Here is a 25,576-nt window from a genome sequence, read left to right as displayed (position 1 = left end):
TTCGCCGGACCGCTCCGGTCTTCAGTCCTCCAAGGCGACGATCATCTTGCCGATGTTCTCGCCGCGGAGCATGCCGAGGAAGGCGTCCACCGCGTTGTCCACGCCCTTGACGACGGTCTCGCGGTAGTGCAGCTTGCCCTCCCGCACCCAGGCGCCGACCTCCTCGAAGAACTGCGGCTGGAGGTGGTTGTGGTCGCTGACCAGCATGCCCTGCATGCGCAGCCGCTTACCGATGAGGAGCGCGAGGTTGCGCGGGGCGGCGGGCGGCTCGGTCGCGTTGTACTGCGCGATCATGCCGCAGACGGTGATGCGGCCGTGCACCTTGAGGCTGCTGAGGGCGGCCTCCAGGTGGTCGCCGCCGACGTTGTCGAAGTAGACGTCGATGCCGTCGGGGGCGGCCTCCTTCAGCTGCTCGGCTACGGGTCCGTTCTTGTAGTTGAACGCCGCGTCGAAGCCGTACTCGTCGAGCAGCAGCCGCACCTTCTCGTCCGAGCCCGCGCTGCCGATGACCCGCGAGGCGCCCTTGAGCTTGGCGATCTGGCCGACCTCGCTGCCGACCGCGCCCGCCGCGCCGGAGACGAACACCGCGTCGCCCTCCTTGAACGACGCGACCTCCAGCAGCCCCGAGTAGGCGGTGAGGCCCGTCATGCCGAGCACACCGAGGTACGCGGTGAGCGGGGCGACCCGCGGGTCCACCTTCACCGCGCGCTTGCCGTCCACCGCCGCGTACTCGCGCCAGCCGCCGGAGTGCAGGACGTGGTCGCCGACCGCGAGGCCGTCCGCGTTCGAGGCGATCACCTTGCCGACCGCGCCGCCGTCCATGGGCTGGTCGAGCTGGAACGGCGGCACATACGACTTCACGTCGTTCATCCGCCCGCGCATGTACGGGTCCACCGACATGTACAGGTTGCGGACCAGCACCTGGCCCGGGCCCGGCTCGGCCACCGGAACCTCGCGCAGCGCGAAGTCCTCCGGCTTCGGCCAGCCCTGGGGGCGGGCGACGAGGTGCCATTCACGGCCGGTGGCGGGGATCGCGGACATGGAAGTGCCTCCTCTTAATTACTTCACTAGCTGAAACAATCATTGGCATCGATATTTCATGTTGTCAAGTAAACGGGTACCCTGAGGGGCATGACGCCTCCCATCGACCCGCTGACCCTCGAGGTCGTCGAGCTGATCGGCACCATCGTGGCCCGCTATCACGAGGAATACGAGGAAGCCGCCGCCCAGCACGCCCTCACCGGCGCCCAGGCGCGCGTCCTCGGCCTGCTCTCCCGGGGGCCGACGCCCATGCGGCGCATAGCGCAGCAGCTCAAGTGCGAGCCGTCGAACGTCACCGGGATCGTGGACCGCCTGGAGTCCCGCGGCCTCGCCGAGCGCCGCCTCGACCCCGCCGACCGCCGCGTCAAGCTCGCCGCCGCCACGGAGACGGGCCGCGAGACCGCCGAGCGGCTGCGCGGCTCCCTGGACTTCGCCCGCGAGCCGCTGGCCGGGCTGTCGGCGCAGGAGCGGACGGTGCTGCGGGACCTGCTGCAGCGGATGGTGTGCGTCACCCCGTAGGTCACCCCCGCAGGTCACCCCCGCAGGTCACCCCGTAGGTCACCCCGCCTCGCGGTCCGCCCCTCCCCGCCCGGGGCCGGAGCCCCCGGTGGCGCTCCGGTCAGGCGCACCACCACAGGAATCGGGTGCAGGTCGGCGACGGGCCGGGGGCCGGGGCCGCCGACGAGGGCGGGGGTGGGTTCGGGTGCGTGGGATCCGGGCCCTGGGCCGGGGTCCTGTTCCCGGCAGCGGGGGTGTTCGGGGATGGCTCGGTCGGGTCGGTGGACGTGGGCGCGTCGTCGTCGGAGGTGGGCGCGTCCCCGGGTGCGTGAGTGGCGCCGTCGGACGGGGGAGCCGTGCGCTCGCCGCTCGGCTCCGGGCCGGCGGACGACGTACGGTCCGAGGCCGGGCGGCCCGGGGAATCGGGGGACGAGAACGTGGGCGACGGGGTGCGCCAGTAGCCCTCGGTGTCCAGCTCCGCCACGAAGACCGCGGCGAGCACAGGGCCCAGCACCGCGGCCAGGATCAGCACGCGGCGGCCCCGCCCCCGGCGGGCACGGCGGCCGCGGGTGTGGGGTTTCGGCTTTCGGCGGGAGGTACGCGGATCGTTCATTTCGCCGGGCAGGTTATGTGCCCGGCGCGGAGCGTGGGGGCCGCCGGGTGTGAGGATCTTGTGGGGAGAGCCGTCGGGTCCGGCGGTGTACGGCCCCGCTCAGCCCGCGAACGCCGGTTGCGCCAGACCTCGTCCCGCGTCCGGGATGACCAGCACCGACCCCGCGAGCGGCGGGGCGGCGGCGCCGAGGCCGACGCGGGCGGAGGACACGTACAGGTCGCTGAGTCCGGCGCCGCCGAAGGCGCATGCGGTGGGGCGGGGGAAGGGCAGCGGGATCACCCGATCGAGTGCGCCGTCGGGGGTGTAGCGGCGGACCGCGCCGCCGTCCCAGAGGGCGACCCACACACACCCGTCGGCGTCCACGCACAGCCCGTCCGGGTAGCCCGCGCCGTCCTCGATGTGGGCCAGGGGTCGGCGGCCGGTGACGCCCTCGCCCGTGACGTCGAAGACGTCGATACGGCGGGTCGGGGAGTCGACGTAGTACATCAGGCGGCCGTCCGGGCTCCAGCCGGTGCCGTTGCTGACCGCCACGTCCGAAAGGATCTCCGCCACGGAGCCGTCGGAGCCGACGCGGGACAGGGTGCCGCCGCCCGCCGCCTCGTCGTAGCGCATCGTGCCCGCCCACAGCGAACCGTCCGGTGCGACGGCCGCGTCGTTGCCCCGGCGGCCGGGTACCGCGTCCCGGACCAGCCAGCGGAAGCCGTTCGCGGCGGAGTCGTACAGCCCGATGCCGTCGCGCAGGTTGACCACCAGCCCGCCGCCCGCCCGCGGCTTCGCCGCGCCGACGTGCTGCTCGGTGGCCAGGGTGGTGTGCCGCCCGGTGGCCGGGTCGTAGGTGTGGACGCGGGCGGAGAGGATGTCCACCCAGATCAGCCGCCCGGCCGCCGGGTCCCAGGTCGGGCCCTCGCCCAGTTCGGCGGTCGCCCGCACCGCCACGTCCCATGTCCGGCCGCTCATACGCCGCGTCCCCTCCGGTGTCCGAGGCGGGCGGACAGCTCGCCCGCGCCCTTGGCCGCCAGTTCCTCCAGCTCCGTCTGGCGCTCCTCGCTCCAGCGGATCGTCGGCACCGAGATGGACAGCGCCGCCACCACCTTGCCCGCCGAGTCCCGCACCGGTGCGGCCACGCAGCTCACATCGGGGTTGGACTCCTGCCGCTCGACCGCGACACCGCGCTCCCGCACGGCGGCCAGGTGGCGGTGCAACTCGGCCGGGGACGTGATGCTGTTGTCCGTCATGGCGACCAGCGGCCGGTCCTCGGGGAACCGGGCGGTCAGCTCGTCCTCCGGGAGGGAGGCGAGCAGCATCTTGCCGACCGAGGTGCAGTGCGCGGGCAGCTTGCGGCCCGCGGCGGAGACCATGCGCACGGCATGGGTGGAGTCGACCTTGGCGATGTAGATGACGTCCGTGCCCTCCAGAATGGCCACATGGACGGTCTCGTCACAGGTCTCGGCGACGCTCCGGGCCACCTGCCGGCCCTCGGCGGCCAGGTCGAGCTGTTCCGCGTACCGGCTGCCGAGCTGGTACGGGCGCACACCGAGCCGGTAGCGGCCGGGCTGGTCGGGCACATGGACCAAATAGGAGCGAGCGGCCAGAGTGGTCACCAGCTCATGGACGGTGGTCCGGGGCAGTCCGAGCCGGCGGGTGATCTCGGGGGCGGAGAGTGTGCCGTCGCCGTCGAGGAACAGCTCGAGAATGTCCAGAGCCCGGGTCACCGCGGGCACGAGGCGTCCCATGTGGTTCGCCCACCCCTTCTGGTCCAGATGGCAAGTGTTCGAGATTACGGCCGCTGGCCGGTATCGCGAACATAGATTACGCGTAGGCCACTTCCTCCGGCAATGGTTGCGCAAAGACCCTGAAGATCGCTGACAAGACTGCCGGGGTCCGGCCGCTACGACGCGGGGGGCAGCAGGTCGCCGCGGAGCCGCCGCGCCCGCAGCACCAGCTCCAGTTCGAAGCGGCGGTCCGGATCCTCCACATCCTCGCCCCACAGCTCCCTGATCTGGCGGAGCCGATAGCGCACGGTCTGCGGATGCACCCCCAGCCGGTCCGCGATCTCCGGCGCGCCGCCCCGCGTCTCCAGCCACGCCAGCAGCGTCTCGGCGAGGCGACGGCCCTGGGCGGGGCCGCACCCGGCGAGCGGGGCGAGACGGCGGCGGGCCAGGGCGTCGATCAGCTCCTCCGGGGGCAGCAGCACCAGCGCCTCGGTGTGCTCGGTGCAGTGCAGCACCTCCCCGGCGGGCAGCAGCCCGCGCTCCATCAGGTGGACCGCGGCCGCCGCCCAGCGCAGCGACTTGGCGGCCTCGGCGAGCGGTACGGGCGGGCCGACCGCGCCCGACCACCCGGCGGTGGCGCGGCGCAGCAGCTCGGGGCGGCCCGCCTCCTCGGGGTCGGGGAGCACCATGCGCGGCTGTTCGCACTCCATGTCCAGGAGGACGTCCCGGCCCACGGCGGGGGCCAGCGCCTCGCGCGCGGGGCGCTGCAGGACGGCGACGGCGACCCGCTCGGGCAGCGGCCAGCCGATGCGGGCGGCCCGTTCGGCGAGGGCGTCGGCGTCGCCGGGGCTCTTGCGGGGGCGTTCGGTGAGGAGCAGGTCGAGCAGCCGGCGCTGGAGCCGCAGCCGCTCCCCCGCCTGGCGCGCGGCGGCCTCGGCGTAGCCGCGCATGGACTCGGCGACCAGCCCGTCCAGATACTCGAAGCCGGACTCGGCGAGTTCGTACATGGCGGGCGCGGGGATCTCGACCCGCTGGCCGATCTCGGCGAGGCGGCGCCAGGCGAGCCGTACGCCGAGCCGGTACATGGCCTGGAGGGAGTCGAGGCTGCGGCCGTGCTGCACCTGGCCGCGGCCGAACTCCTGGAAGACCTGGGGGTGTTCGCGGGGGCCGCCGGAGCCGTCCGACACATAGCCGACGAAGTGTTCCAGGGCGCGCCGGATGCCCACCAGCGCCACCGGTTCGCCGCTCTCGTCCGGGACGATGGTCAGGTTGGGGTACTCGCGGCGGATCTCGCGGAAGATGTCCTCGGCGAGGACCGGCACCTCGTCCAGGGCGAGCCGGGCGAAGTGGCGCACCCGCGACCGGGGCACCTCCCGCCAGGCGGAACGCGACGGCGACACCATCCCCGTCTCTCCCCCTACCGCTTCTCCGCCGGGGTCGCGGGGGAGGCGGAACGCGACGAGGTCGGGAAGGTGACGAGGGGGACGTTCGGCTGGTCGGGGGTGGCGCCCAGCAGGGCGACGATGCCGAACGCGGCACCGGCCGCGAGGGCGGCGGACAGGAGGCAGGTCACGGCGGCGGCGAGCAGTCTGGGCATGGCGCGGTGAGCCCCTTCCGTATGGCGTGCGCACCGGCCCGGTCCGGCAACTCACCAGCATGAAAGGAGGATTGACACTCCGTCAACCCTGCGCTTACGGTCCCGGCCTGAAGACTCGCCGGTCATATCCGGCCGCATCGAGACGGAGTGCCTGCCATGCGCCGCTCGGTACCACCCACTTCATCCGTTTTCTGGCCGCTGTCGCTGGTCCCGCTGGGGCTCGGCGTCTTCCTGCTCGTCCTCGCGCCCCTGCTGACCTGGTACGTCGAACCGCGTGCGAAACGCACCCCGATCGACACCGATGTGACCACGGTGTTCACCGGCCGGGGCAGCTACTTCGACACCGACGACGTCAAGGAGCGGCGGGGGAAGAAGCTGACCATCACCCGCCGGGTGCTGGGCGACGTCCACGACAGCGACCGCACGGGCCGCGCCGTCTGGGACGTGTCGACGACGGTCGACACCCCGCGCACCCTGCCGCTGCGGGATCCGCGCCGGGCCTTCCAGTGGAAGACCGAGCGCTGGGTCACCGACCGCCGCACCAACGAGCCGGTGCACTGCTGCGGCGAGGCGCCGGGGCCGTTTCAGGGGGACGCGTACCTGAAGTTCCCGTTCGATGTGGAGAAGCGGACGTACCGCTGGTGGGACAGCACGCTGGGCGACGCCGTCCCGCTCCGCTTCGCCGGGACCGCGAAGATCCAGGGGTACGAGGGCTACCGCTTCACCGGCACCGTGCGGCCCACCAGGACCGGCACCCGCCAGGTGCCCGGGCGGCTGGTCGGGCGGGCGAAGCAGGGCCAGGTGCAGGCCGAGGAGTGGTACGCCAACACCGGCATCGAGCTGGTGGCCGACCGCCGCACCGGCCGGATCATCTACGCCGGGATCTCGCCCAAGGTCACCCTGCGCGCGCCCGGCGGCGACCGGGACCGGGTGACGCTGCTGCGCGGCGAGGGGCTGGCGTTCACCGAGGCCACGCAAGCCGGCCAGGTGAAGCTGGCCAGGGACGACAACCGCAGGCTGAAGCTGGTCGGCGAGACGGCGCCGCTTGCCGCGGGGATCGCCGGGGCGGTGCTGACCGTGGCGGGCGTGGTGCTGGTGGTGCGGGGGAGGCGGGTACGCGTGAGTGATACTGCGGGAGGTGATGAAGCGTCAGCTTCCGGGGGCGGTCAATTTGTCACGCCGGTGAGTAGCCGGGGCGAACGAGGAAGCGAAAACTGACCACCCCACGAGCATCACGCCATCGCACACCCCCGGTTCGGCACGTCTCCTCCCGCAGTCTTCCCGCGAAGTCTCCGCATCCCGAGGCGAGTTGGAGCACCCCGTCATGCCCCAGCCGTTACGACCGTCCCCCGCCGCGACCCATGGATCATCCCCCGCGGAGGCCATCGCCCCGCTGCCGCACCGGATCGTCTTCCTCGCCCGCCGCGACCTCGGCAACCCGGCGGCCGGTGGCTCCGAGCTGCTGGTGGACCGGATCGCCGAGGGGCTGACCGCCCACGGCCACCAGGTCACCGTGGTGTGCGGCGGGCCCGCCCACGCCCGCGGCTACCGGGTGGTGTCCGCGGGCGGCAACGGGCGCGCCCTCGGCGAGCTGGGCCACTTCCTGCGCGCCCCGCACACCCTCGCCCACCGGGTCGGCCCCTGCGACCTGCTGGTCGAGGTGTGCAACGGGCTGCCCTACCTCGCCCCGCTGTGGCATCGCGGCCCCACCCTGTGCCTGGTCAACCACGTGCACACCGACCTGTGGAAGCTGCGCTTGCGGGGCCCGGCCGCCCGGCTCGGCAGGCGCCTCGAACACTGGGCGCTCACCGGCACCCACCGCGGCAACCTCATGGTGGCCGTCTCCGACTCCACCGCCGCCGGCTTACGCTCCCTCGGCGTGGACCGGACCCGGATCCGGGTGGTGCACAACGGCGTCGAGGAACCCGGTCCCCTGCTGCCCACCTCCCGTGAGCCGCTGTTCGTCGCGATGGGGAGGCTGGTCGAGTACAAGCGCGTCGACCTGCTGCTGCGGCTGTGGGAGCGGGTGCGGCCGGTCACCGGCGGACGGCTCGTCATCGTCGGCGACGGCCCCGAACGGGCCCGGCTGGAGACGATGGCCGGTCCCGGGGTCGCCTTCGCCGGCCATGTCACCGAGGAGGAGAAGCACCGGCTGCTGTGCCAGGCGTGGCTGCTGCTGCACCCCTCCCTGATCGAGGGCTGGGGCCTGGTGGTGATGGAGGCGGCCACCCGGGGCACGCCCACGCTCGGCTTCGACATCCCCGGGCTGCGGGACTCCGTCGACGACGGGGTGACGGGTGTGCTGGCGCGCGGTGAGAGCGCGTTCGCCGCCGCCTGGTGCGCGCTCGCGCTCGGCCCGGAGCGGCGCGACGCGCTGGGCCGGGCGGCGCGGCTGCGCGCGGAGCGGTTCCGGTGGAGCGCGACGGTACGGGGCTTCCGGGCCGTCGCCGCCGAGGCGTATCTGTCGGCGCCACCGCCGCTCCCCGCTGTCCCGCCCTCGCCCGGACCCTGGCGGTGAGCGGCCGTGCGGGACCCCTCCCTCCGTCGCTCCGTCGCCCTCTTCCGCGCCTTCCTGCGGGAGCAGACCGACCCCGAACACTGCTACCGGCTCCTCGCGCGGGACGCCGCACAGCAGCTGACGCGCTACGCCGGGCCGCTGCGCGGGCGGGTGGTGGTCGACGTGGGCGGGGGCAGCGGCCACTTCACCGAGGAGTTCCGGCGCCGTGGCGCCCACGCCTATCTCTTCGAGCCGGACACCGGTGAGCTGACCGCCCGGGGACGCCCGCCCGCCGGGTCCGTCCTCGCCGACGGGTATCTGCTGCCGCTCGCGGACGGCGTGGCCGACATGACGTTCTCCTCCAACGTGCTGGAGCACGTGGCCGATCCGTACACCTTCCTCAGCGAGCTGGTGCGGGTCACCCGCCCCGGCGGGCTGATCTACCTCTCGTACACCAACTGGCTCTCCCCCTGGGGCGGCCACGAGTGGGCGCCCTGGCACTATCTGGGTGCCGAGCGCGCCCGGGCCCGCTACCGGCGCCGCACCGGCCGGGCCGCCAAGCACACGCTCGGCGAAAACCTCTTCCCCCTCCACATCGGCCCCGTCCTGCGCCACGTCCGCGGCCGCGCGGACGTGTCCGTGGTCTCGGCCCGCTCCCGCTACTGGCCGTTCCTCACCGAGGCGGTCACACGCGTGCCGGGGCTGCGGGAGGTCGCGACGTGGAATCTCCTCCTGATCCTTAGGCGGTCGCCATGACCCAGGTCGTCCCGTCCCCGCCCCGGTCACGCACCCCGGCCGCCCCGCCGCCGACCGCGCCCGGTGAACGGCCGCGCGGGCGGCGGTGGCTGGTCGGGTTCTGGGCCGCCGTGCTGGTCGCGTTCCTCGCGCCCTCGCCCGGCAGGATGTCCTTCGACACCAAACTGCCGGTGGTCCTCGACCCGTTCGGCTTCCTCGCCGACCTCGGATCGTTGTGGCACGACCGGGCGGGCTTCGGCGGGATCGCGGACCAGTACGTCGGCTACGCGTTCCCGATGCTGCCGTACTACGCCCTCGCCCACCTCCTCCACATCCCGGTGTGGTTCGCCGAGCGGCTGTGGATGTCCCTCATCGTCACGGTGGCCTTCTGGGGCGCGCTGCGGCTGGCGGAGCGGCTGCGCGCCGGGAGCCCGGCGGGCCGGCTGCTGGGCGCGGCGGGGTACGCGCTGTGGCCGGTGTTCACCATCGTCGTCGGCTCCACCTCCGCGGCCGCGCTCCCCGGCGCGCTGCTGCCGTGGGTCGTGCTGCCGCTCACCGACCCGGCGAGCCGCCCCCGTATCGCCGCCGCCCGCTCCGCGCTGCTCGTGCCCTGCATGGGCGGCGTCAACGCCGCCTCCACGCTGGCCTCGCTGCTGCCGGTCGCGCTGTATCTGCTCAGCCGCCCCGCCGGGCGGCGGCAGCGGGCGCTGCTGGGGTGGTGGATCCCGGGGGTGCTGCTGGCCACGCTGTGGTGGGTCGTACCGCTGCTGCTGCTCGGGGTGTACGGCGAGAACTTCCTGCCGTACATCGAGCAGGCCGACACCACCACCGCCACCATGTCCGCCACCGAGATGCTGCGCGGCGCGGGCAACTGGGTGGCGTATCTGCACTTCGGCGAGGCCTGGCTGCCCGGCGGCTGGACCGTGGCCGCGTCCGTCGCCGCCGTCCTCGGCTCCGGGCTGGCCGCCGCGCTGGGGCTGGCCGGGCTCGCGCGGCGGGATCTGCCCGAGCGGCGGTGGCTGCTGCTCGTCGTGCTGTCCGTCGCGCTGATCACCCTCGCCGGGTACGGGGGGACGCTCGGCGGGCCGTTCCACGAGGCGGTGCGCGGGTGGCTGGACGGGTGGCTGCGGCCGTTCCGCAACGTGTACAAGTTCCAGACCGGTCCGGCCCTGGCGCTGGCGCTGGGGCTGGCGCACGTGGTGGGCGTGGCGGCCACCGGAGCGGCCGGCGCCGCCGGGGACACCGCGGCTGCCCGGCCGCGCCTGTTCCGCGGCCGCCGCTTCCTCCCCGCCGTCCTGGCCCTGCTGCTCCTCCCCGCCCTCGCCTGGCCGTACCTCAACGGAACGGTCCTCCAGCCGGGCCGCTTCAGCGCGCTGCCCTCCCACTGGAAGAAGACCGCCGACTGGCTCGACGCACACGCCGGACAGAGCCGCGCCCTCGTCGTCCCCGCCACCGCGCACGGCCTCTACACCTGGGGCAGCCCCATCGACCAGCCGCTCGACGTACTCGCGGAATCCCGCTGGGCGCAACGCGACTTCGTGCCCTTCGGCACCGCCGGATCGCGGCGGGCGCTGGACGCGGTCGAGCAGGCGCTGCTGAGCGGCGGCGAGGTGCCGGGGCTACGGGACTTCCTCGCCCGGGCCGGACTGCACGAGGTCGTCGTGCGCAACGACCTCGACCCGGACCAGATCGGCTACGTACCGCCGCAGACCGTCGCCCGCACCCTGGAGGCCTCCGGCTACCGCAAGGTCGCCGGGTTCGGGCCGCTCATGACCGGGGGCCGGATCGCGGCCGGCACCCCGGTGCAGGTGCAGGGGCTGTTCCCGCGCCGCCAGGCCGTCGAGATCTACCAGCCCGAAGGGGTACGGCGGCCGGGCGCGGTGGCGGCCAAGCCGGTGTCCCGGGCCGCCGCCGTCAGCGGCGGCCCCGAATCGCTGCTCCAGCTCTCCGCCGACCCCTCGATGGCCGACCGCCCCACCGTCCTCACCGGCGACCGCCACCCCGGCACGAACGCCCCCGCCCTGCAGGCGGTCGGCGACGGCATGCGGCGCGCCGACACCCGCTTCGGGCTCGTCAACTCGGGCACCTCGTACACGTACACCGCCGACGAACGGAACCCGTCCGGCAGCCTCACCGACCCGGGCGACGCACCGCGCCAGATCCTGCCGAAGAAGGGCACCGCACACCAGACGACCGCCACCCTGCGCGGGGCGCTCTCGGTGACCGCCTCCAGCAGCGGCAACTGGCTGTTCCAGCTGCCCCAGTACGACCCCGTGGGCGCCTTCGACGGCAACCCGGACACGGCGTGGGCGGAGGGCAGCGCGGGCAAGCCGGTGGGGCAGTGGCTGCGTATCGAGTTCGCGCGGACCCTGCGGCTGCCGGACTCCCTCCAGCTGACCCCGCTGCCCGGTGACGGCATGCGCGCCGCGCCCACCTCCGTACGCGTCGAGACCGACAACGGGTCCGCGGACAGCCCGCTCCAGCCGCACGGCACCCCGCAGCCCGTCAAGGTCCCCTCCGGCCCGGCGAAGTGGCTGAAGATCACGATCACCGGTTCGCAGACACCCCGGCCCGGCCTTTCGGGGGCCGGTTTCTCCGAGGTGTCCGTGCCGGGTGTGCAGGTCACGCGGCTGCTGTCGCTTCCGGCCGACGCGGAGCGGAGCAAGGCCCCGGCCGAAGTGGTCTCGCTGCACCGGTCCGCCGACCCGGGGGGCCTCGCGCCCGTGTCGGCGGAGGTCGGGCTGCACCGCCAGTTCCGCACCGGCGGCGGCGGTACGTACGCCATCGCGGGCCAGGCGCTGGCCGTGCCCGGTGGCGCGCTCGACGCCCTGCTGAACCGGACGGGTGCCAAGGGGCCGCGGATCGAGATCACCGCCGACTCCACCAGCCGCACCGGCACCGCGCTCAGCGCACGCAACCTCCTCGACGGCGACCTCACGACGGCGTGGATCGCGGGCGACTCCCCCGTCCTGCATCTGCGCTGGCCGGAGAAGAGACGCGTCAGCGAACTGGTCCTCGCGGCGGCCGGCGGGCTCTCCACCCGCCCCGAGGAAGTGCTCGTCAACTCCCCCGACGGCGCCGCCACCGCCGGAGTCGACGCCAATGGCTGGGTCCGCTTCCCGGCGTTCACCACCGACCGGCTCGACATCACCATCAGCAAGACCGCGCCCTTGACCTTGCACAACCCGGTCGCCGGGCAGGAGTTGCAGCTCCCGGTGGGACTCACCGAGGTCGGCCTCCCCGAACTGGGGGACATACCGCGCGTCACCCGGCCCTCGCCGAAGGCCCGTTTCTCCCTGCCGTGCGGCCAGGGCCCGGCGCTGGCGGTGGACGGCACCCTGCACGCCACCAAGGTGTCCGGGCCGGTACGGGATCTGACGGAACGGCGGCCGGTGAAGGTCGAGCTGTGCGGCGGCGAGGCCAAGGGCGGCAGGCTGCGGCTGGACGCGGGCCGCCACACGGTCGAGGCGGGCGACGCGGGCCCGCTGGCCCTGACCGATGTGACCCTGACCCGCGGCAAGCCCGCCACCGCCGCGGTGGAGACGCGTACCGTCCGGGCCGAGGACTGGTCGGGCGACCGCAGAACGGTCGAGGTGACCCCGGGCCAGGCCGTCTACCTCCAGACGTACGAGAACCACAACGACGGCTGGAAGGCCACGCTCAACGGCCACTCCCTCACCCCGCTGCGCGTCGACGGCTGGCAGCAGGCGTTCCTCGTCCCGGCGGGCCAGGGCGGCACGGTGACGCTGACGTACGAGCCCGCGACGACGTACCACGCGGCCCTCGTCGGCGGCGCGGCCGCGCTCCTGGTGCTCGCCGGTCTGGCGTTCGCCCGGCGCCGCGGGCCCGAGCCGGAGGGGGCGGAGGCTTCGGTGCCCCCGGCGCCGGGCTGGGTGCTCGGCACCCTCGCCCTGACGGCGGTGATGATCGCGGTGGCGGGCTGGCTCGCCCTGGCCGTTCCGCTCCTGGCGCTCCTGGCCCGGTACCGCCCCATCTTGCTTCCTCCCACCGCCCTCGTGGCGATGGCCGCCGCGACGGTGGTGGCGGCGACGGGCGCGGGCGAACCGGCGGCGTCCGGCGAGGGCGCGTTCAGCGGTGCGGCCCAGGCTCTGGCGCTCGTGGCCCTGACGGCGGCGGTGGTGACGCCACCGTCCCGGGCCGCCGGGCACGCCTCCCACGGCGCTCCGCCGCCACCGCCGCCTACCGGCGCGCACGGTGCCCGGCGGCCGGCCGGAGGTGAGGACCGATGACCGCGGTCGAGCGGAGCGCGGGCAGCGGCTCCGGGGCGGCCGCGTACGGGCAGCCGGCGGACCGCGCGCGGCGGATCCCGTTCCCCACCGTCGACGAGATCTCCCGGCACTGTCTGCGGGACGACGAGCCCGAGACCGTGCACATCGAGGTGCATCTGCCGGGGCGGCCCGAGCCCGACCGGTTGCGGGCCGCCTTCCGGGAGGCGCTGCGGCGGCATCCGCGGATTCTGGTGCGGGAGGCGCCCGGGCGGTGGTGGCGGCGGCGGTACGAGTGGGAGGTGACCGACGGCCCGGACGTGGAGCCGGTGAGCTTTCCGCCGTGCGCGGCCGACGCCCTCACCCGGGCCCGGGAGCGGGCGCTCGCGGTGTGCCCGCCGCTGACGGCGTCGCCTCCGGTGCGGCTGGAGGTGGTGACCGAACCGGACCGTACCGGCTGTGTGCTGGTCCTCACCGTCAACCACACCGCGCTCGACGGACCGTCGTGCCTGCGAGTGCTCGCCACCGCCGCCACCCTGTACGGCGGCGGCGCCGCCCGAACGACGCCCCCCGCGGCGCCCCCGCCGCCCACGGTGACCCCGCCGCCCACGGCGGCCGGGACCCCGCCCGCGCGGGGGCTCGCCCGGCCCGTACGGATCGCCGGGGACACCCACACGCCCCGCACCGGCAACGCCATGCTGCTCTCCGAACTGCCCGTACCGCCCCGCCCGCCCGGCGCGCCCGGCCCCGCGCCGCGCCCCACCGTCAACGACCAGCTCCTCGTCGCCACCTGCCTGATGGCCGCCCGCTGGAACGCGTCGCACGGCCGCGCGCCCGCCCCCGTACGGATCACCATGCCCGTGGACGACCGGCCGCGCGGCGCGTCCGAGATGGCCATCGGCAACGGCACCCGCCTCGTGGAGGTCGGCTTCGGACCCGAGGAGCGGGCGGATGCGCGGCTGCTGACCCGGGAGACGCCCGACCCGGCGGCGGTGGCGCGGCTGCTGCGCCGCACCGCGGCCCGCACCCGGGCGCTGAAGGCCGCGCCGGGGGCGCAGCTGGGGGTGGCGGGGACACTGCTCACGCTGCCCGCCGTACCGGTCGGGCTGCGGGCCGCCGTGACACGGGGGCTGCGGCGGGCGGCCGGGCCGTGGACGTCCACCACGCTGCTGAGCAACATCGGCCGGATCCCGTACGCGCTCGACTTCGGCGAGGCGGGCGAGGCCACCGCCGTGTGGTTCTCGGCCCCGGCCCGCATGCCCCGCGGGCTGACGGTGACCACGGCCTCGACCGGCGGGCGGCTGCACGTGACGCTGCGCTGGTCGCGGGCGCTGCTGGACGACGCGGCGGGGGCGGGGCTCGCGGGCCTGTTCCAGCGCGCGCTGGCGGCCACCGCACGAGCACACGCGGAAGGCACCACGTGAGCCCGGCGCTCCGGGAGTTCTACGAGAACCCGGCCGTGCCCGTCGCGTCCGGCCCGGACCGCAGCCGCCGCCAGGCGCGGATGCTGGCACGGGCGCTCGACACCGCGGGCCCCGGCAAGGCCGCCACCATCCTCGACATCGGCTGTGGCGACGGCACCGCGGCCGCCACCGCCCTCCCCCTCCTCCGCGGCCACCGCCTCATCGGCGTCGACTGGTCGCAGGACGCGCTGCGCCGCGCCGCGCGACGGCTGCCGACGGTCGTACGGGGCGAACTCGGCCACGGCGGGCTGCCGTTCGCCGACGGGAGCGCCGACGCGTGCGTGTTCAGCGAGGTGGTCGAGCATCTGGTCGACCCCGACGCGGCGCTGGACGAACTGCGCCGCGTGCTGCGCCCCGGCGGCCATCTGCTGCTGTCCACGCCCAACCTGGCCGCCTGGTACAACCGCGGGCTGCTGCTGGCCGGGGTGCAGCCGGTGTTCTCGGAGGTCAGCCTGCGGGGCGTCCACGGCCGCCCCGGCCGCGAGGTCGTCGGCCACTTACGGCTGTACACGGCGCGGGCGCTGCGCGGGTTCCTCACCGCGTCCGGGTTCGAGGTGGTACGGCTCGCGGGGGCGCCGTTCCACGGCGTACCGCGGGGCCTGCGGCCACTGGACCGGGCCGCCTGCCGGGTGCCGTCGCTGGCCTCGATCCTGCTGGTGCACGCGCGGCGGAGGGAGGACGCATGGGGTGGGGCGTGATGGCGGCGCTGCTCGCGAACGTCGCGTACAGCACCGGTTTCGTCCTGGAGAAGCGCGCCCTGTCGGCGCTGCCGCCGCTGAGCACCACCCGCCCGGCGCGGCTGCTGCGGCTGCTGCTGGGGAGCCCGCTGTGGCTGGCGGGTTCGGCGGCGCTCGCGGCGGGGTTCGCCGCCCAGCTGGTGGTGTACCGCACGTTGCCGATCGCGGCCGCGCAGGGCCTGTTCGTGTCCGGTCTGGTGCTGCTCCTGCTGCTGTCCTCGCGGGTGCTGGGCGAGCGGACCAGTGGCCGCGAACGGGCCGGGATCGGGTTGATCCTGTGCGCGCTGGTGATGGTGGTGGCCTCACTGCGGGGCGGCGGTGACGTCAGCCGCACCGCCACCGGCAACGGAACGCTGCTCGCCCTCTGCCTCCCCTCCCTGGCGGCGGGGGTGTGGCTGTACGGCGCGACCGAGTGGCGCGCCCGCCACTCCGGCCGGCGGCCGCCGACCGGGGTGGAGTACGGGGTGGCGGTCGGGCTGCTGTACGGAGTCAGCTCGCTCGCCATCAAGGGCGTGTCCGGGCTGCTGAGGACGGACGGCCTCGGATCGCTGGCGCTCACGCTGCTGCGCGGCCCGTATCCGTATCTGCTGCTGTTCACCGGCGCGGCGGGCCTGGTGCTGTCGCAGACCGCGCTGCAGCGCTGCCGCGCGTCGCTGATCGTACCGGTGTGCACGACGGTGACCTGCGTGTTCACGGTGGTGTGCGGGACGGTCGCGTTCGGCGAGCCACTGCCGCACGAGCCGTGGCGGCTCGCGCTGCGGCTCGGCGGGACGGCGCTGGCGGTGTGCGTCCTGCTGACCCTCCCCCGCCACGACGCCGCCCGCCCCGATCCGGTACCCGAAGGAAGTGAACGATGACCCCCGACGACCCGATCCTGACCATCCTGGCCTGCCCGCTCGACAAGGGCCCGCTGACCCTGCTGCTGCCCGAGGACGTCCTGTACAACCCGCGGCTGCGCCGCCGCTACCCGATCGTGGACGGCGTCCCGCAGCTGCTGCCGTCGTCCGGGGAACGCGTCCCGGACGAGGAACACGAACGGCTGGCGCGGCGCCTCACCCCCTAGGGGGTTACGTCGTACGCCACGATGGAGCCATGGACACCGCGCACGACCCGTCGTTCCCCACCCCCTTCCCCTTCGTCCTCGTCCTGCTGCGCCGCATGGCCGACTACCAGCCGGGCCTGGTCGAGGACGCGCTGCGCGAACTGGGCCACGGGCGTGCCGTGATGCGCGAGGCCAACCGCCGCTGGCAGGCGATGCGGCGCTCACCGCGGCGGCGCCCCGCCGTCGCCCGCTACCGCTCGGTGCTGGGCCCGCCGGAGACCACCGCGCGGCGCCGCATCGGCGATCTGACATGCGACGCGCTGAGCTGGCCGGTCCCGCTGTGGCCGGATCTGCGGTTCGAGGTGCTGACCGCGCCGGGCGGGGCGGTGTGGAACGAGTGGCTGGTCCGCGCCCCCGGCGCCCCCGCGCCCGCCCTGCGCACCGCCGCCGACCTCGCCCCCTGGTCCTGCACGGTGGACGACGTGGCGCGCGCCTTCCCGCCCGCACGGCCGATGGAGGGCTCCGCCCCGACCCGCTCCCGGCTGGCCTTCGACGCCCCGGCCGACGCCGAAAATGGTGAACTCCGCCACTATGTGGCGGAGTTCACCTGGGGACTGCTGCAGCGGGTGGCGGACGTCAGGCCAGCTTCGCCGTCAGCGTGATCTCCGTACCGGCGAGCGCCTGGCTCACCGGGCAGTTCTTCTTCGCGTCCTCGGCGGCCGCCGTGAACCCGGCCTCGTCGAGCCCCTCGACCGTGCCCTCCACCGTGAGGTGGATACCGGTGATGCCGGTGCCCGGCTGGAAGGTGACGTCGGCCTGGGTGGTGAGCCGGGTGGGCGGGTTACCGGCCTGGGTCAGACCGTGCGACAGCGCCATGGAGAAGCAGCTGGAGTGCGCGGCGGCGATCAGCTCCTCCGGGCTGGTCTTGCCGTTCGCCTGCTCGGCGCGCGACGGCCAGGAAACCGGCTGCTCGCCGATCCCGGACGAGTCGAAAGTGACCGTCCCCTTGCCCTCGGCCAGATTGCCCTGCCAGACGGTGTGCGCGGTACGCGTCGTAGCCATGCTCGCTGTTCCCTGCTTCCTCTGCTCGGTGTGTTCGGTGGCGTACGGAACTTACGGGATCTGCTGCTCCGAGCCTACGTTCCACGCCATGAGAGCCGGACGCCCGTGCTCGGTTCCCAGTCGAGAGACGGTCGCGGTCTCCAGCCGGAAGAGCGCCCCCGCGGACGGCGGCAGGCCCAGCCGGCGGGCGGTGAGCACCCGCAGCACATGCCCGTGCGCCACCAGGACGACGTCGCCGCCGTCCGCGCCCAGCTCGGGCTCGATCCTGGCCAGCACCCGGTCGACCCGCGCCCCGACGTCCCCGGGCGCCTCCCCGGGGTGCTCGGCATCGCCCGGGGCGACCCCGTCGGTCCACAGCTCCCAGCCGGGCCGGGTCTCGTGGATCTCGGCGGTGGTGACGCCCTCGTACCCCCCGTAATCCCATTCGTGCAGCTCAGGCTCGGTCGTCAGGTCGGTGAGCCCGGCGAGACGGGCCGTCTGCACGGCCCGCCCCAGCGGGCTCACCAGCGTGAGCCCGATCTTCCGCCCCGCGAGCAGCGGGCGCAGCGCCCGGGCCTGCTCCTCCCCGCGCGCCGTCAGCGGCAGATCGGTCCAGCTGGTGTGCTTTCCGGTCCGGCTCCACTCGGTCTCACCGTGCCGGATCAGCACCAGCTCAGCCACGGCCGTCGGAGGGCGCCGGAGTGGCGACAGAGGCGCGTACGGCGTCCATGTCGAGGTCCCGGGCCTGCCCGATGACGTCCTCCAAGGCCTGCTCGGGCAGGGCGCCGGGCTGGGAGAAGACGGCGATGTTGTCGCGGACGATCATCAGCGTGGGAATCGACTGGATGTCGAACGCGGCCGCCAGCTCGGGCTGCGCCTCGGTGTCGACCTTCGCGAAGATCAGGTCGGAGTGGCGCTCCGCGGCCTTCTCGTACACCGGTGCGAACATCCGGCAGGGGCCGCACCAGGAGGCCCAGAAGTCGATCAGCACGAAATCGCTGCCGGAGACGATCTCGTCGAAGTTGTCCTTGGTGAGTTCCACAGTGCTCGCGCTCATGGGTCCGTAACCCCGGGCCCGTCCCCGATATTCCGTTCCCACCACCCCGCAGGTCAGCGGCCTCTTCCCGACCCCGGTGCTGCGCCCCGGGCCCCGGGACACCGCGCGACGCCTCGACGGTGCGCCCCGGGCGCAGCCCCAGAAGCAGGGTCCAGGGCCCGCCCCGGGGCTCCCCGCATGGCGGGTCAGCGGGCCTCGGGTTCGGGCCGGGGAAGCTCGTCCAGGTCGAGCGTGAAGGTCCGCCCGTCCGCCAGCTGGATCGGGAGTTTGCCGGTGCCGTACTTGTGGGTGCGGGCCGTGATGTAGCCGGTCCCGGTGGGCTCGGTGTGGACGACGACCTCTCCGGCGTACGGGTCCACGATCGCGTAGACCGGGATGCCGTAGCGGCCGTACTTGGCGGTGCAGTCGTCGTAGTCCTTGCGCGCCGAGGAGATTGACACCACCTCCGCGATCAGCAGCACGTCCTCGAAGGAGTAGCGCTTGCCCTGCCGCTGCGCGTCCTCCCGCAGGACGGCCAGGTCCGGGGCGGAGTTCTCGTCGGCCGGAAAGTCGATGTACACATCGGAGACGGTCTTCGCGTGACGCCCGAGCGACACGATCGTGTCGTACTGCAACGACTTGATCGTGCTGGAACGCTCAACGCTCTGCGGGGTCATGACCACCTTCCCGTCGACACCGAAGAAGACCGTGTATCCGGCGGGGAACTCGGTGTGCATGATCGCATCGACGCTCATCGACTACTCCTTCCCGCTCATCCCTCAGAATACGGTCGGCATGCCGGTGAGCGATGGATGTTACCGACACAGGCCCCCGGACGGCTCCAGGGCCTTGCGTCCTCGTCCTGGCCGGCCTCCTCGGCGCCTACCAGCGGATGCGACCGAGCGTGCCGGGCCTTCGTGTAGGGGAAACCTACTGACGCCGCTGCCCCAGGACGCAGAACTCGTTGCCTTCGGGATCCGCCAATACCACCCACGACTGATCACCCTGGCCGATATCGACACGCTGTGCGCCGTGCGCCACCAGACGGGCCACTTCGGCGTCCTGGTCGTCGGGCCTGAAGTCGAGATGCAGTCGGCTCTTGGCCTTCTTGCCCTCATCGAGCCGGACGAAGTCCAGCCCCGGCAGGCGATCCGGCTCCGGGCGGATCTCGAACTCCTCGTCGGAGGAGTGGACCACAACCCAGCCAAGGGCCTCGGCCCACCACCGCCCCAAGGCCACCGGGTCCGCCGAGTGGACAATGACCTGTTCCCATTCCAAAGCCATCCGCCGAGCCTAGGGGATGCCTTGTGGATCATGCCGGACTTCGGACAACAGGCATTTCAGGAGCGGTGCGGTTCACCGGAGGCCGCGGCCCCGCCCCTCCTGCGAGAAAGCCCCTCCTCCGTTCCGGCGCCTCGGCCCGCTGCGTTACCGTAACCGCGGCCGGAAAGGGAATACGGGGGTCCGCAGTGGAGCTGGTGGAGCATATAGCGGCAGTACGGGACGGATCGGGCGATCCCTCCGCGATGGTGGGCGAGTTCCGGCGTACCGCGGTACTGGTGCCGCTGGTCGACGACGACTTCATGACGGCGACCTATGGCGGGATCCACTGGATCTACGCCTTTACGGACGAGTTCGCCCTGGCGCGGTTCGCCGAGGCCCGCGGCGCGGCGCGCGAGGAGTGGGAGTTCGCGTCCGTGCTGGGGGCCCGGCTGCTGGATGTGATGGTCCCCGCGCTGGACGGCCCGGCGGGGGTCGCCCTCGACGTGGCCGACGAGGACGGCTCGATGATGTTCCCGCCGGTGAAGGGGATCGTGCCGGACGAGGCGGCGGTGGACCTCACCGAAACCGAGGCCGCCGGGATCCGGGCCGAAGCCGGCCCGAACACCACCCCGGGGACCCCCCGATGAGCGGCGGCGGCAACGCCGACTTCAAGGTCACCCAGGAGTCCGTCGACCTCATCACCAAGGGCCTGCGCTCCGCGATCGGCGAGCTGAAGGACGTGGGCAGCTCCACCGGCGCCCTCCAGGGCAGCGGCTTCGGCGACATGACGATGTCGAAGACGGAGGCCGGTGGCGGCGGCCTGGCGGACGCGTTCGAGGGGTTCTGCGACCGCTGGGAGTGGGGCGTACGGGCGCTGATCCAGGACGCCAACGCACTCGCCGGTCGGCTGGGGATCGCCGCGGGCGCGTCCTGGGAGGAGGACCAGTACTGGGGCGGCACGTTCAAGGTGGCCGTGAACGCCCTGTCCCCCACCGGCAATCCGCACGCCACCGAGGAAGAGATCGCCAAGCAGAGCTGGGGCGACGTCCTCATGCCGGACGCGCCCGACTACAGCGCGGAGTCCTGGAAGCAGGCGGGCGCCGAGATGGGCCAGACCTGGAAGGACACCGGCCGCAGCCTGGTGACCGAGGGATACGGCGGTTTCCAGACCGGGCTGGCGAACGACATCGCCGGGGTCGACGACCGGCAGTTCGACCAGGCCGTGGACGACACGTTCGGCCCCTCCCCCGAGGAACGCGCCCAAGCCCAAGCACAACAGCAACAGCAACAGCCAGGTCAGGGCGGCGGGGGTGAGCACTGATGGGGCTCGGTGACTTCGTACCGGACGGCGTCGAGGACTGGGTCGAGGACCGGGTCGAGGACGTCGGCGACGGCATCGAGAGCGCGGGCAGCTGGACCGCGGACCGGCTGGACGACGCCGGCTGGGAGAGCGGCGCGGAGTGGGTCCGCGACAAGAGCGCCACCGCGGCCGACGCGCTCGGCGCCGACGTGGACGAGTGGCAGCTCGACCAGACCGACGACCCCAAGAAGCTGATCCACGGCGACCCCGACAAGCTGCGGTCCACCGCCGAGCACCTGACCGACTTCGCGAAGGCGTTCAACGACGTCGGCCGCGGCCTCAAGGGCGTCGACCCCGACCAGCTCATGAAGGGCGTGTTCGCCAACGCCTTCTACAGCAGGGTCTCGGTCGAGCCGAAGAAGTGGTACAAGGCCGCCGACGCCTGCGAGAAGGCGGCCGGCGCCCTGAGCGGCTTCGCCGCCACGGTCGAGTGGGCGCAAGCGCAGGCGCAGCTGGCCATCGACAAGTACAAGGCGGCGAAGAAGGCGTCCGACGACGCCCGCTCGGCGCACAACAGCAAGGTGGACGCGTACAACTCGGCCGTGTGGAAGTACAACCTCCTCCCCGCCGACCAGCGCGATCCGAGCACGCTGCCGGACAAGCCCGGCGCGTTCCACGACCCGGGCGCCGAGGGCTTCAAGGCGGCCGAGGACATCCTCGAAGAGGCCCGGCGGCAGCGCAACGAGGCGCACGACACGGCCAAGAAGTCGGTGGAGAAGGCCCGTGACGAGGCGCCCGCGAAGCCGTCGTACAGCGAGCAGGTCTCGGACGGGTTCGAGGGGCTGAAGCTGGACGCCTCGCATCTGGCGGGCGGCATCATCAAGGGCACGGCGGGCGTGGTGAACTTCGCCCGCCAGGTGAACCCGATGGACCCGTACAACCTCACCCACCCCGCCGAGTACGTCACCAACCTCAACAGCACCGCGGCCGGTCTGGTCCAGATGGCCAACAATCCGGGCGGCGCGCTGAAGGCCATGTACAACTCCTTCACCAAGGACCCGGCGGAGGGCATCGGACGGCTGCTGCCCGAGTTGATCGGCACCAAGGGGCTGGGCGCGGCCAAGGGGGCCGTCACCGCCGCCAAGACCGCCAAGACCGCCGAGACCGCCGCGGCCGCGAGCAAGGTGGAGTCCGGGCTCGCGCATCTGGCGAAGGACGGCCACGCGCCGCACTCCATCCCGAACGCCGCCAAGACCCCCGGGCCCACCGACCCGGTGGACCTGGCGACCGGCCGGATGTATCTGCCGCAGACGGATGTGTCGCTGCCGGGTGTACTGCCGCTGATGTTCACCCGGCAGGGGATGTCGGGCTACCGGGCGGGCCGCTGGTTCGGCCCGTCGTGGGCGTGCACCGCCGATCAGCGGCTGGAGATCGGTCCGGCGGGCGTGGTCTTCGTCCAGCAGGACGGGCTGCTGCTGGACTATCCGCATCCGGCGCCCGGCGTGCCGACGCTGCCGAAGGCGGGCCCGCGTTGGCCGCTGGAGCGCACCCCCGAGGGCGACTTCACCATCACCGACCCGGGCACCGGCCACGTCCGGTACTTCACCGGCCCGGCGGACGGCGGCGACGGAGACGCGCCGCTGGCGGAGATCGGCGACCGCAACGGGCACCGGCTGACGTTCGAGTACGGCGCGGACGGCGCCCCGACGGCCATCGTCCACAGCGGCGGCTACCACCTGAAGCTGACCACGCGGGACGGCCGGATCACCGCGCTGCACCTGGCGGGCGGCGCCCCGGACGGCTCGGACCGGGAGCTGGTGCGGTACGGCTACACCGGCGGCGATCTGACCGAGGTCATCAACTCCTCCGGCAGCCCGATGCGCTTCGCCTACGACGACGAGCGCCGGATCATCGCGTGGACGGACACCAATGGCCACACCTACGACTACGTCTACGACAACCGCGACCGGGTGATCGCCGAGGGCGGCACCGAGGGCCACTTCGCGGCCCGCCTCCACTACGGCGCGCCCGACCCCGCCACCGGTCACCGGGTCACCACGGTCACCTCCGCCGAGGGGCACACCAGCCGCTACGTGGTGAACGAGCGGTCCCAGATCGTGGCCGTGACGGACGGCGCGGGCCATACGGTCCGCACCGAGCAGGATCGTTTCGGCAGGGTGCTGTCCCGTACCGATCCGCTCGGCCGGACCGTCCGTTACGCGTACGACGCGGCGGGCCGCCCGGTCCTCATGGTCACCCCCGACGGCCACCGCGCCGAGGCCACCTACAACGACCTGGGCCTCCCGGTGGAGATCACCGCGGCCGACGGCACGGTCCGGCGCCACGCGTACGACGAGCGCGGCAACCGCACCGCCTCCACCGACCCCATGGGGCAGACCACGCGCTACACGTACGACGCGCGCGGCCATCTGTCCGCGATCACCGACCCGCTCGGCGCGACCACCCGGGTGCGCTGCGACGCGGCCGGGCTGCCGGTGGAGATCACCGACCCGCTGGGCGCCGTCACCGTCTACCACCGGGACGCCTTCGGCCGCCCCACCGCCGTCGTCGACCCGCTCGGCGCGACCACCCGCCTGGAGTGGACGACCGAGGGCAGGCTGGCCCGGCACATCGCCCCGGACGGCGCCGAGCAGGCTTGGGTCTACGACGGCGAGGGCAACTGCACGTCCCATGTGGACGCCGGTGGCGGGGAGACCTCGTACGAATACGCCCACTTCGACCAGCTGGTCGCCCAGACCGGACCGGACGGGGCGCGCTACGAGTTCACCCACGACAAGGAGCTGCGGCTCACCCGGGTCACCAATCCGCAGGGGCTCACCTGGGATTACACCTACGACCCGGCGGGGCGGCTGCTCTCCGAGACGGACTTCGACGGCCGGACCCTGGAGTACACCTACGACGCCGCAGGGTCGCTGGTCTCCCGTACCAATGCGCTCGGCCAGACCGTCTCCTTCGAGCGGGACGCCGTCGGCCGCGTGGTGCGCAAGGATGCCGACGGCCGGCCGACCACCTTCTCCTACGACCCGGGCGGGCGGCTGGCGACGGCCTTCGGCCCGGACGCGGAGGCGGTGTTCCGGCGGGACCGGGCGGGGCGGCTGACCTCCGAGGTGGTGGGCGGTCGCGCGCTGACCCACGCCCACGACGCGCTGGGCCGCCGTACCCGCCGGACCACCCCCTCCGGCGCCACCTCGACCTTCGCGTACGACGCGGCGGGCCACCGCACGGGCCTCACCTCCTGCGGCCACACCCTCGCCTTCGCCCGCGACGCCATCGGGCGGGAGGTCGGCCGCCACATCGGCGACCACCTCACCATCGCCCAGATCTGGGACCCGGCGGGCCGGCTGGCCGAACAGTCCGTCACCGGCCCCTCCGCCCAGCCGCTCCAGCACCGCGCCTACCACTACCGCGCCGACGGCCACCTGACCGGCATCGACGACCAGCTCGGCGGCGCCCGCCGCTTCGACGTCGACGCGGGCGGCCGCGTCACCGCCGTCCACGCCAGGAACTGGACCGAGACCTACGCCTACGACGGCGCGGGCAACCAGACCTACGCCGCCTGGCCGGCGAAGGTCCCCGGCGGCGCCGACGCCACCGGCCACCGCGCCTACGACGGCACCCGCATCACCCGCGCCGGACGGGTCCGCTACGAACACGACGCGGCGGGCCGCATCACCCTCCGGCAGAAGAACCGGCTGTCGAAGAAGCCCGACACCTGGCGCTACTCCTGGGACGCCGAGGACCGGCTGACCTCCGTCACCACCCCCGACGGCACGGTCTGGCGCTACCTCTACGACCCGCTCGGCCGCCGCATCGCCAAGCTCCGGCTCGGCGAGGACGGCGAAACGGCCGTGGAGCGGGTCGACTTCACCTGGGACGGCTTCACCCTGGTCGAGCAGACCACCACCGCCCCCGGGCTGCCCGACCCGGTGACCCTCACCTGGGACCACGACGGCGCCCGCCCGGTCGCCCAGACCGAGCGCATCACCGACGCCACCACCCAGGCCGAGATCGACCAGCGCTTCTTCGGCATCGTCACCGACCTGGTGGGCACGCCCAGCGAACTGGTCGACGAATCCGGCGAGATCGCCTGGCGCACCCGCACCACGCTGTGGGGCACCACCACCTGGTCCCGGCACAGCAGCGCGTACACCCCGCTGCGCTTCCCCGGCCAGTACTACGACCCGGAGACCGGCCTCCACTACAACCTCCACCGGTACTACGACCCGGAGACGGCCCGCTACACCACCCCGGACCCGCTGGGCCTGGAGGCCGCGGCCAACGCCGCCACGTACGTCCCCAACCCGCACGCGGCCATCGACCCGCTGGGCCTGTGCCCCAAACTCCCCCACGAACAACCCCCGCAGGGCGCCTTCGGCCCGGCCCCCGAGCCCTTCGCCCGCCCGGACGGCGACGCCGTGCTCAGCGGCCACGGCGGCATCGCCCCGGGCGACGGCGCCGCGGCCACCGTGCCCGAGGGCACGTATCTGCACATGTACAGCCGGCACGGCGAAACCATCTCGGACGCCCTGGGCAACCAGATCGAGATCGGCAATCCCAAGGCCCTGGAGGTGTACGGTCCCGGGGAGAAACTGCCGGACTACATCCTGTCTCCCCCGGAGGGCCTGAAGATCATGGGCTCGCCCACGACGGTGGCGAGCGACACCCGCCTCTCCCAACTGCTCCAGCCGAACATGGGACGCGTGCACTGGGCCGCGTGCCGCTGGGTCCCCGACATCTTGTAGCCCTCTCTCCAC

24 protein-coding genes are annotated in these 25,576 nt (G+C 73.5%); 13 read left to right on the top strand and 11 right to left on the bottom strand.

The features are described from left to right. Positions 1-21: 21 nt before the first annotated feature. A complete protein-coding gene (locus tag ASC60_RS13795; RefSeq protein ID WP_055550524.1) occupies positions 22-1,041 on the bottom strand; it encodes an NADP-dependent oxidoreductase in 1,020 nt (339 codons plus the stop codon). Positions 1,042-1,131: 90 nt separating this feature from the next. Between ASC60_RS13795 and ASC60_RS13790 the strand changes: the two genes are divergently transcribed. After that, positions 1,132-1,560 (top strand): MarR family winged helix-turn-helix transcriptional regulator, encoded by a 429-nt coding sequence (locus tag ASC60_RS13790; protein WP_055550522.1) that lies wholly within the window; start codon positions 1,132-1,134, stop codon positions 1,558-1,560. Between the two features lie 100 nt (positions 1,561-1,660). Here the strand turns inward: ASC60_RS13790 and ASC60_RS13785 are convergent, their stop codons facing one another. The 5 genes from ASC60_RS13785 to ASC60_RS13765 form a co-directional block, all read right to left on the bottom strand. Continuing rightward, positions 1,661-2,152: a hypothetical protein gene (locus ASC60_RS13785; RefSeq protein ID WP_055550520.1), complete on the bottom strand. Its 492-nt coding sequence runs from the start codon at positions 2,150-2,152 to the stop codon at positions 1,661-1,663. 99 nt (positions 2,153-2,251) lie between these two features. Next, a complete protein-coding gene (locus ASC60_RS13780; protein WP_055550518.1) occupies positions 2,252-3,109 on the bottom strand; it encodes an SMP-30/gluconolactonase/LRE family protein in 858 nt (285 codons plus the stop codon). Beyond that, positions 3,106-3,885, bottom strand: a complete 780-nt coding sequence (locus ASC60_RS13775; protein ID WP_055550516.1) for an IclR family transcriptional regulator — start codon at positions 3,883-3,885, stop codon at positions 3,106-3,108. The genes ASC60_RS13780 and ASC60_RS13775 overlap by 4 nt, the downstream gene beginning before the upstream one ends. Positions 3,886-4,040: 155 nt before the next feature. Further along, positions 4,041-5,267, bottom strand: a complete 1,227-nt coding sequence (locus ASC60_RS13770; protein ID WP_055550514.1) for a CdaR family transcriptional regulator — start codon at positions 5,265-5,267, stop codon at positions 4,041-4,043. 14 nt (positions 5,268-5,281) lie between these two features. Next, a complete protein-coding gene (locus ASC60_RS13765) occupies positions 5,282-5,461 on the bottom strand; it encodes a hypothetical protein (protein ID WP_055550512.1) in 180 nt (59 codons plus the stop codon). Between the two features lie 156 nt (positions 5,462-5,617). Between ASC60_RS13765 and ASC60_RS13760 the strand changes: the two genes are divergently transcribed. The 9 genes from ASC60_RS13760 to ASC60_RS13720 all read left to right on the top strand — a co-directional run bounded on the left by ASC60_RS13760 (position 5,618) and on the right by ASC60_RS13720 (position 16,823). Continuing rightward, positions 5,618-6,679, top strand: coding sequence for a DUF3068 domain-containing protein (locus ASC60_RS13760; protein WP_159043260.1), 1,062 nt, complete (start codon positions 5,618-5,620; stop codon positions 6,677-6,679). Positions 6,680-6,785: 106 nt separating this feature from the next. Continuing rightward, positions 6,786-7,979 carry a glycosyltransferase family 4 protein gene (locus ASC60_RS13755; RefSeq protein ID WP_055550510.1) on the top strand — a complete coding sequence of 398 codons (1,194 nt, stop codon included), beginning with the start codon at positions 6,786-6,788 and terminating at the stop codon, positions 7,977-7,979. A gap of 6 nt (positions 7,980-7,985) precedes the next feature. Further along, the gene (locus ASC60_RS13750; RefSeq protein ID WP_055550508.1) at positions 7,986-8,714 is read left to right on the top strand and encodes a class I SAM-dependent methyltransferase; all 729 of its coding nucleotides are present in this window, start codon (positions 7,986-7,988) and stop codon (positions 8,712-8,714) included. Beyond that, positions 8,711-12,943 (top strand): alpha-(1->3)-arabinofuranosyltransferase family protein, encoded by a 4,233-nt coding sequence (locus ASC60_RS13745; protein ID WP_063787128.1) that lies wholly within the window; start codon positions 8,711-8,713, stop codon positions 12,941-12,943. The genes ASC60_RS13750 and ASC60_RS13745 overlap by 4 nt, the downstream gene beginning before the upstream one ends. After that, complete coding sequence (locus tag ASC60_RS13740) at positions 12,940-14,343, top strand: condensation protein (protein WP_055550506.1); 1,404 nt, start codon at positions 12,940-12,942, stop codon at positions 14,341-14,343. Before ASC60_RS13745 ends, ASC60_RS13740 begins: the two co-directional genes overlap by 4 nt. Beyond that, positions 14,340-15,080 carry a class I SAM-dependent methyltransferase gene (locus ASC60_RS13735; protein ID WP_055550505.1) on the top strand — a complete coding sequence of 247 codons (741 nt, stop codon included), beginning with the start codon at positions 14,340-14,342 and terminating at the stop codon, positions 15,078-15,080. Before ASC60_RS13740 ends, ASC60_RS13735 begins: the two co-directional genes overlap by 4 nt. Continuing rightward, positions 15,077-15,976, top strand: coding sequence for a hypothetical protein (locus ASC60_RS13730; protein WP_055551070.1), 900 nt, complete (start codon positions 15,077-15,079; stop codon positions 15,974-15,976). The genes ASC60_RS13735 and ASC60_RS13730 overlap by 4 nt, the downstream gene beginning before the upstream one ends. Next, positions 15,973-16,182: a Trm112 family protein gene (locus ASC60_RS13725; protein WP_055550503.1), complete on the top strand. Its 210-nt coding sequence runs from the start codon at positions 15,973-15,975 to the stop codon at positions 16,180-16,182. The genes ASC60_RS13730 and ASC60_RS13725 overlap by 4 nt, the downstream gene beginning before the upstream one ends. 29 nt (positions 16,183-16,211) lie before the next feature. After that, positions 16,212-16,823: a hypothetical protein gene (locus ASC60_RS13720; protein WP_055550501.1), complete on the top strand. Its 612-nt coding sequence runs from the start codon at positions 16,212-16,214 to the stop codon at positions 16,821-16,823. On the opposite strand, the gene ASC60_RS13715 is transcribed toward ASC60_RS13720, so the two are convergent. The 5 genes from ASC60_RS13715 to ASC60_RS13695 all read right to left on the bottom strand — a co-directional run bounded on the left by ASC60_RS13715 (position 16,798) and on the right by ASC60_RS13695 (position 19,522). Next, positions 16,798-17,223 (bottom strand): OsmC family protein, encoded by a 426-nt coding sequence (locus ASC60_RS13715; protein WP_055550499.1) that lies wholly within the window; start codon positions 17,221-17,223, stop codon positions 16,798-16,800. The two genes, ASC60_RS13720 and ASC60_RS13715, sit on opposite strands and share 26 nt — an antisense overlap. A 51-nt stretch (positions 17,224-17,274) precedes the next feature. After that, a complete protein-coding gene (locus tag ASC60_RS13710) occupies positions 17,275-17,883 on the bottom strand; it encodes a histidine phosphatase family protein (protein ID WP_055550496.1) in 609 nt (202 codons plus the stop codon). After that, the gene (gene trxA / locus ASC60_RS13705; protein ID WP_055550494.1) at positions 17,876-18,259 is read right to left on the bottom strand and encodes a thioredoxin; all 384 of its coding nucleotides are present in this window, start codon (positions 18,257-18,259) and stop codon (positions 17,876-17,878) included. The genes ASC60_RS13710 and trxA overlap by 8 nt, the downstream gene beginning before the upstream one ends. A gap of 185 nt (positions 18,260-18,444) precedes the next feature. Beyond that, a complete protein-coding gene (locus ASC60_RS13700) occupies positions 18,445-18,993 on the bottom strand; it encodes a Uma2 family endonuclease (RefSeq protein WP_055550492.1) in 549 nt (182 codons plus the stop codon). Between the two features lie 175 nt (positions 18,994-19,168). Further along, the gene (locus ASC60_RS13695; protein WP_055550490.1) at positions 19,169-19,522 is read right to left on the bottom strand and encodes a VOC family protein; all 354 of its coding nucleotides are present in this window, start codon (positions 19,520-19,522) and stop codon (positions 19,169-19,171) included. 185 nt (positions 19,523-19,707) lie between these two features. Between ASC60_RS13695 and ASC60_RS13690 the strand changes: the two genes are divergently transcribed. The 3 genes from ASC60_RS13690 to ASC60_RS13680 are packed head-to-tail and all read left to right on the top strand — an operon-like array spanning position 19,708 to position 25,564. Further along, entirely contained in the window at positions 19,708-20,148 is a 441-nt protein-coding gene (locus tag ASC60_RS13690; RefSeq protein ID WP_079038383.1) for an SseB family protein, read from the top strand. After that, positions 20,145-20,822, top strand: a complete 678-nt coding sequence (locus tag ASC60_RS13685) for a hypothetical protein (protein WP_055550486.1) — start codon at positions 20,145-20,147, stop codon at positions 20,820-20,822. Before ASC60_RS13690 ends, ASC60_RS13685 begins: the two co-directional genes overlap by 4 nt. Continuing rightward, positions 20,822-25,564 carry a putative T7SS-secreted protein gene (locus ASC60_RS13680; RefSeq protein WP_055550484.1) on the top strand — a complete coding sequence of 1,581 codons (4,743 nt, stop codon included), beginning with the start codon at positions 20,822-20,824 and terminating at the stop codon, positions 25,562-25,564. Before ASC60_RS13685 ends, ASC60_RS13680 begins: the two co-directional genes overlap by 1 nt. Positions 25,565-25,576: the final 12 nt, after the last annotated feature.

The sequence above is a fragment of the Streptomyces sp. NBRC 110028 genome, from assembly GCF_001417735.1.
Classification (GTDB): domain Bacteria; phylum Actinomycetota; class Actinomycetes; order Streptomycetales; family Streptomycetaceae; genus Streptomyces.
The sequence above is the reverse complement of the archived record's forward strand: the minus strand, read 5'-3'. Positions and strand labels throughout refer to the sequence as shown.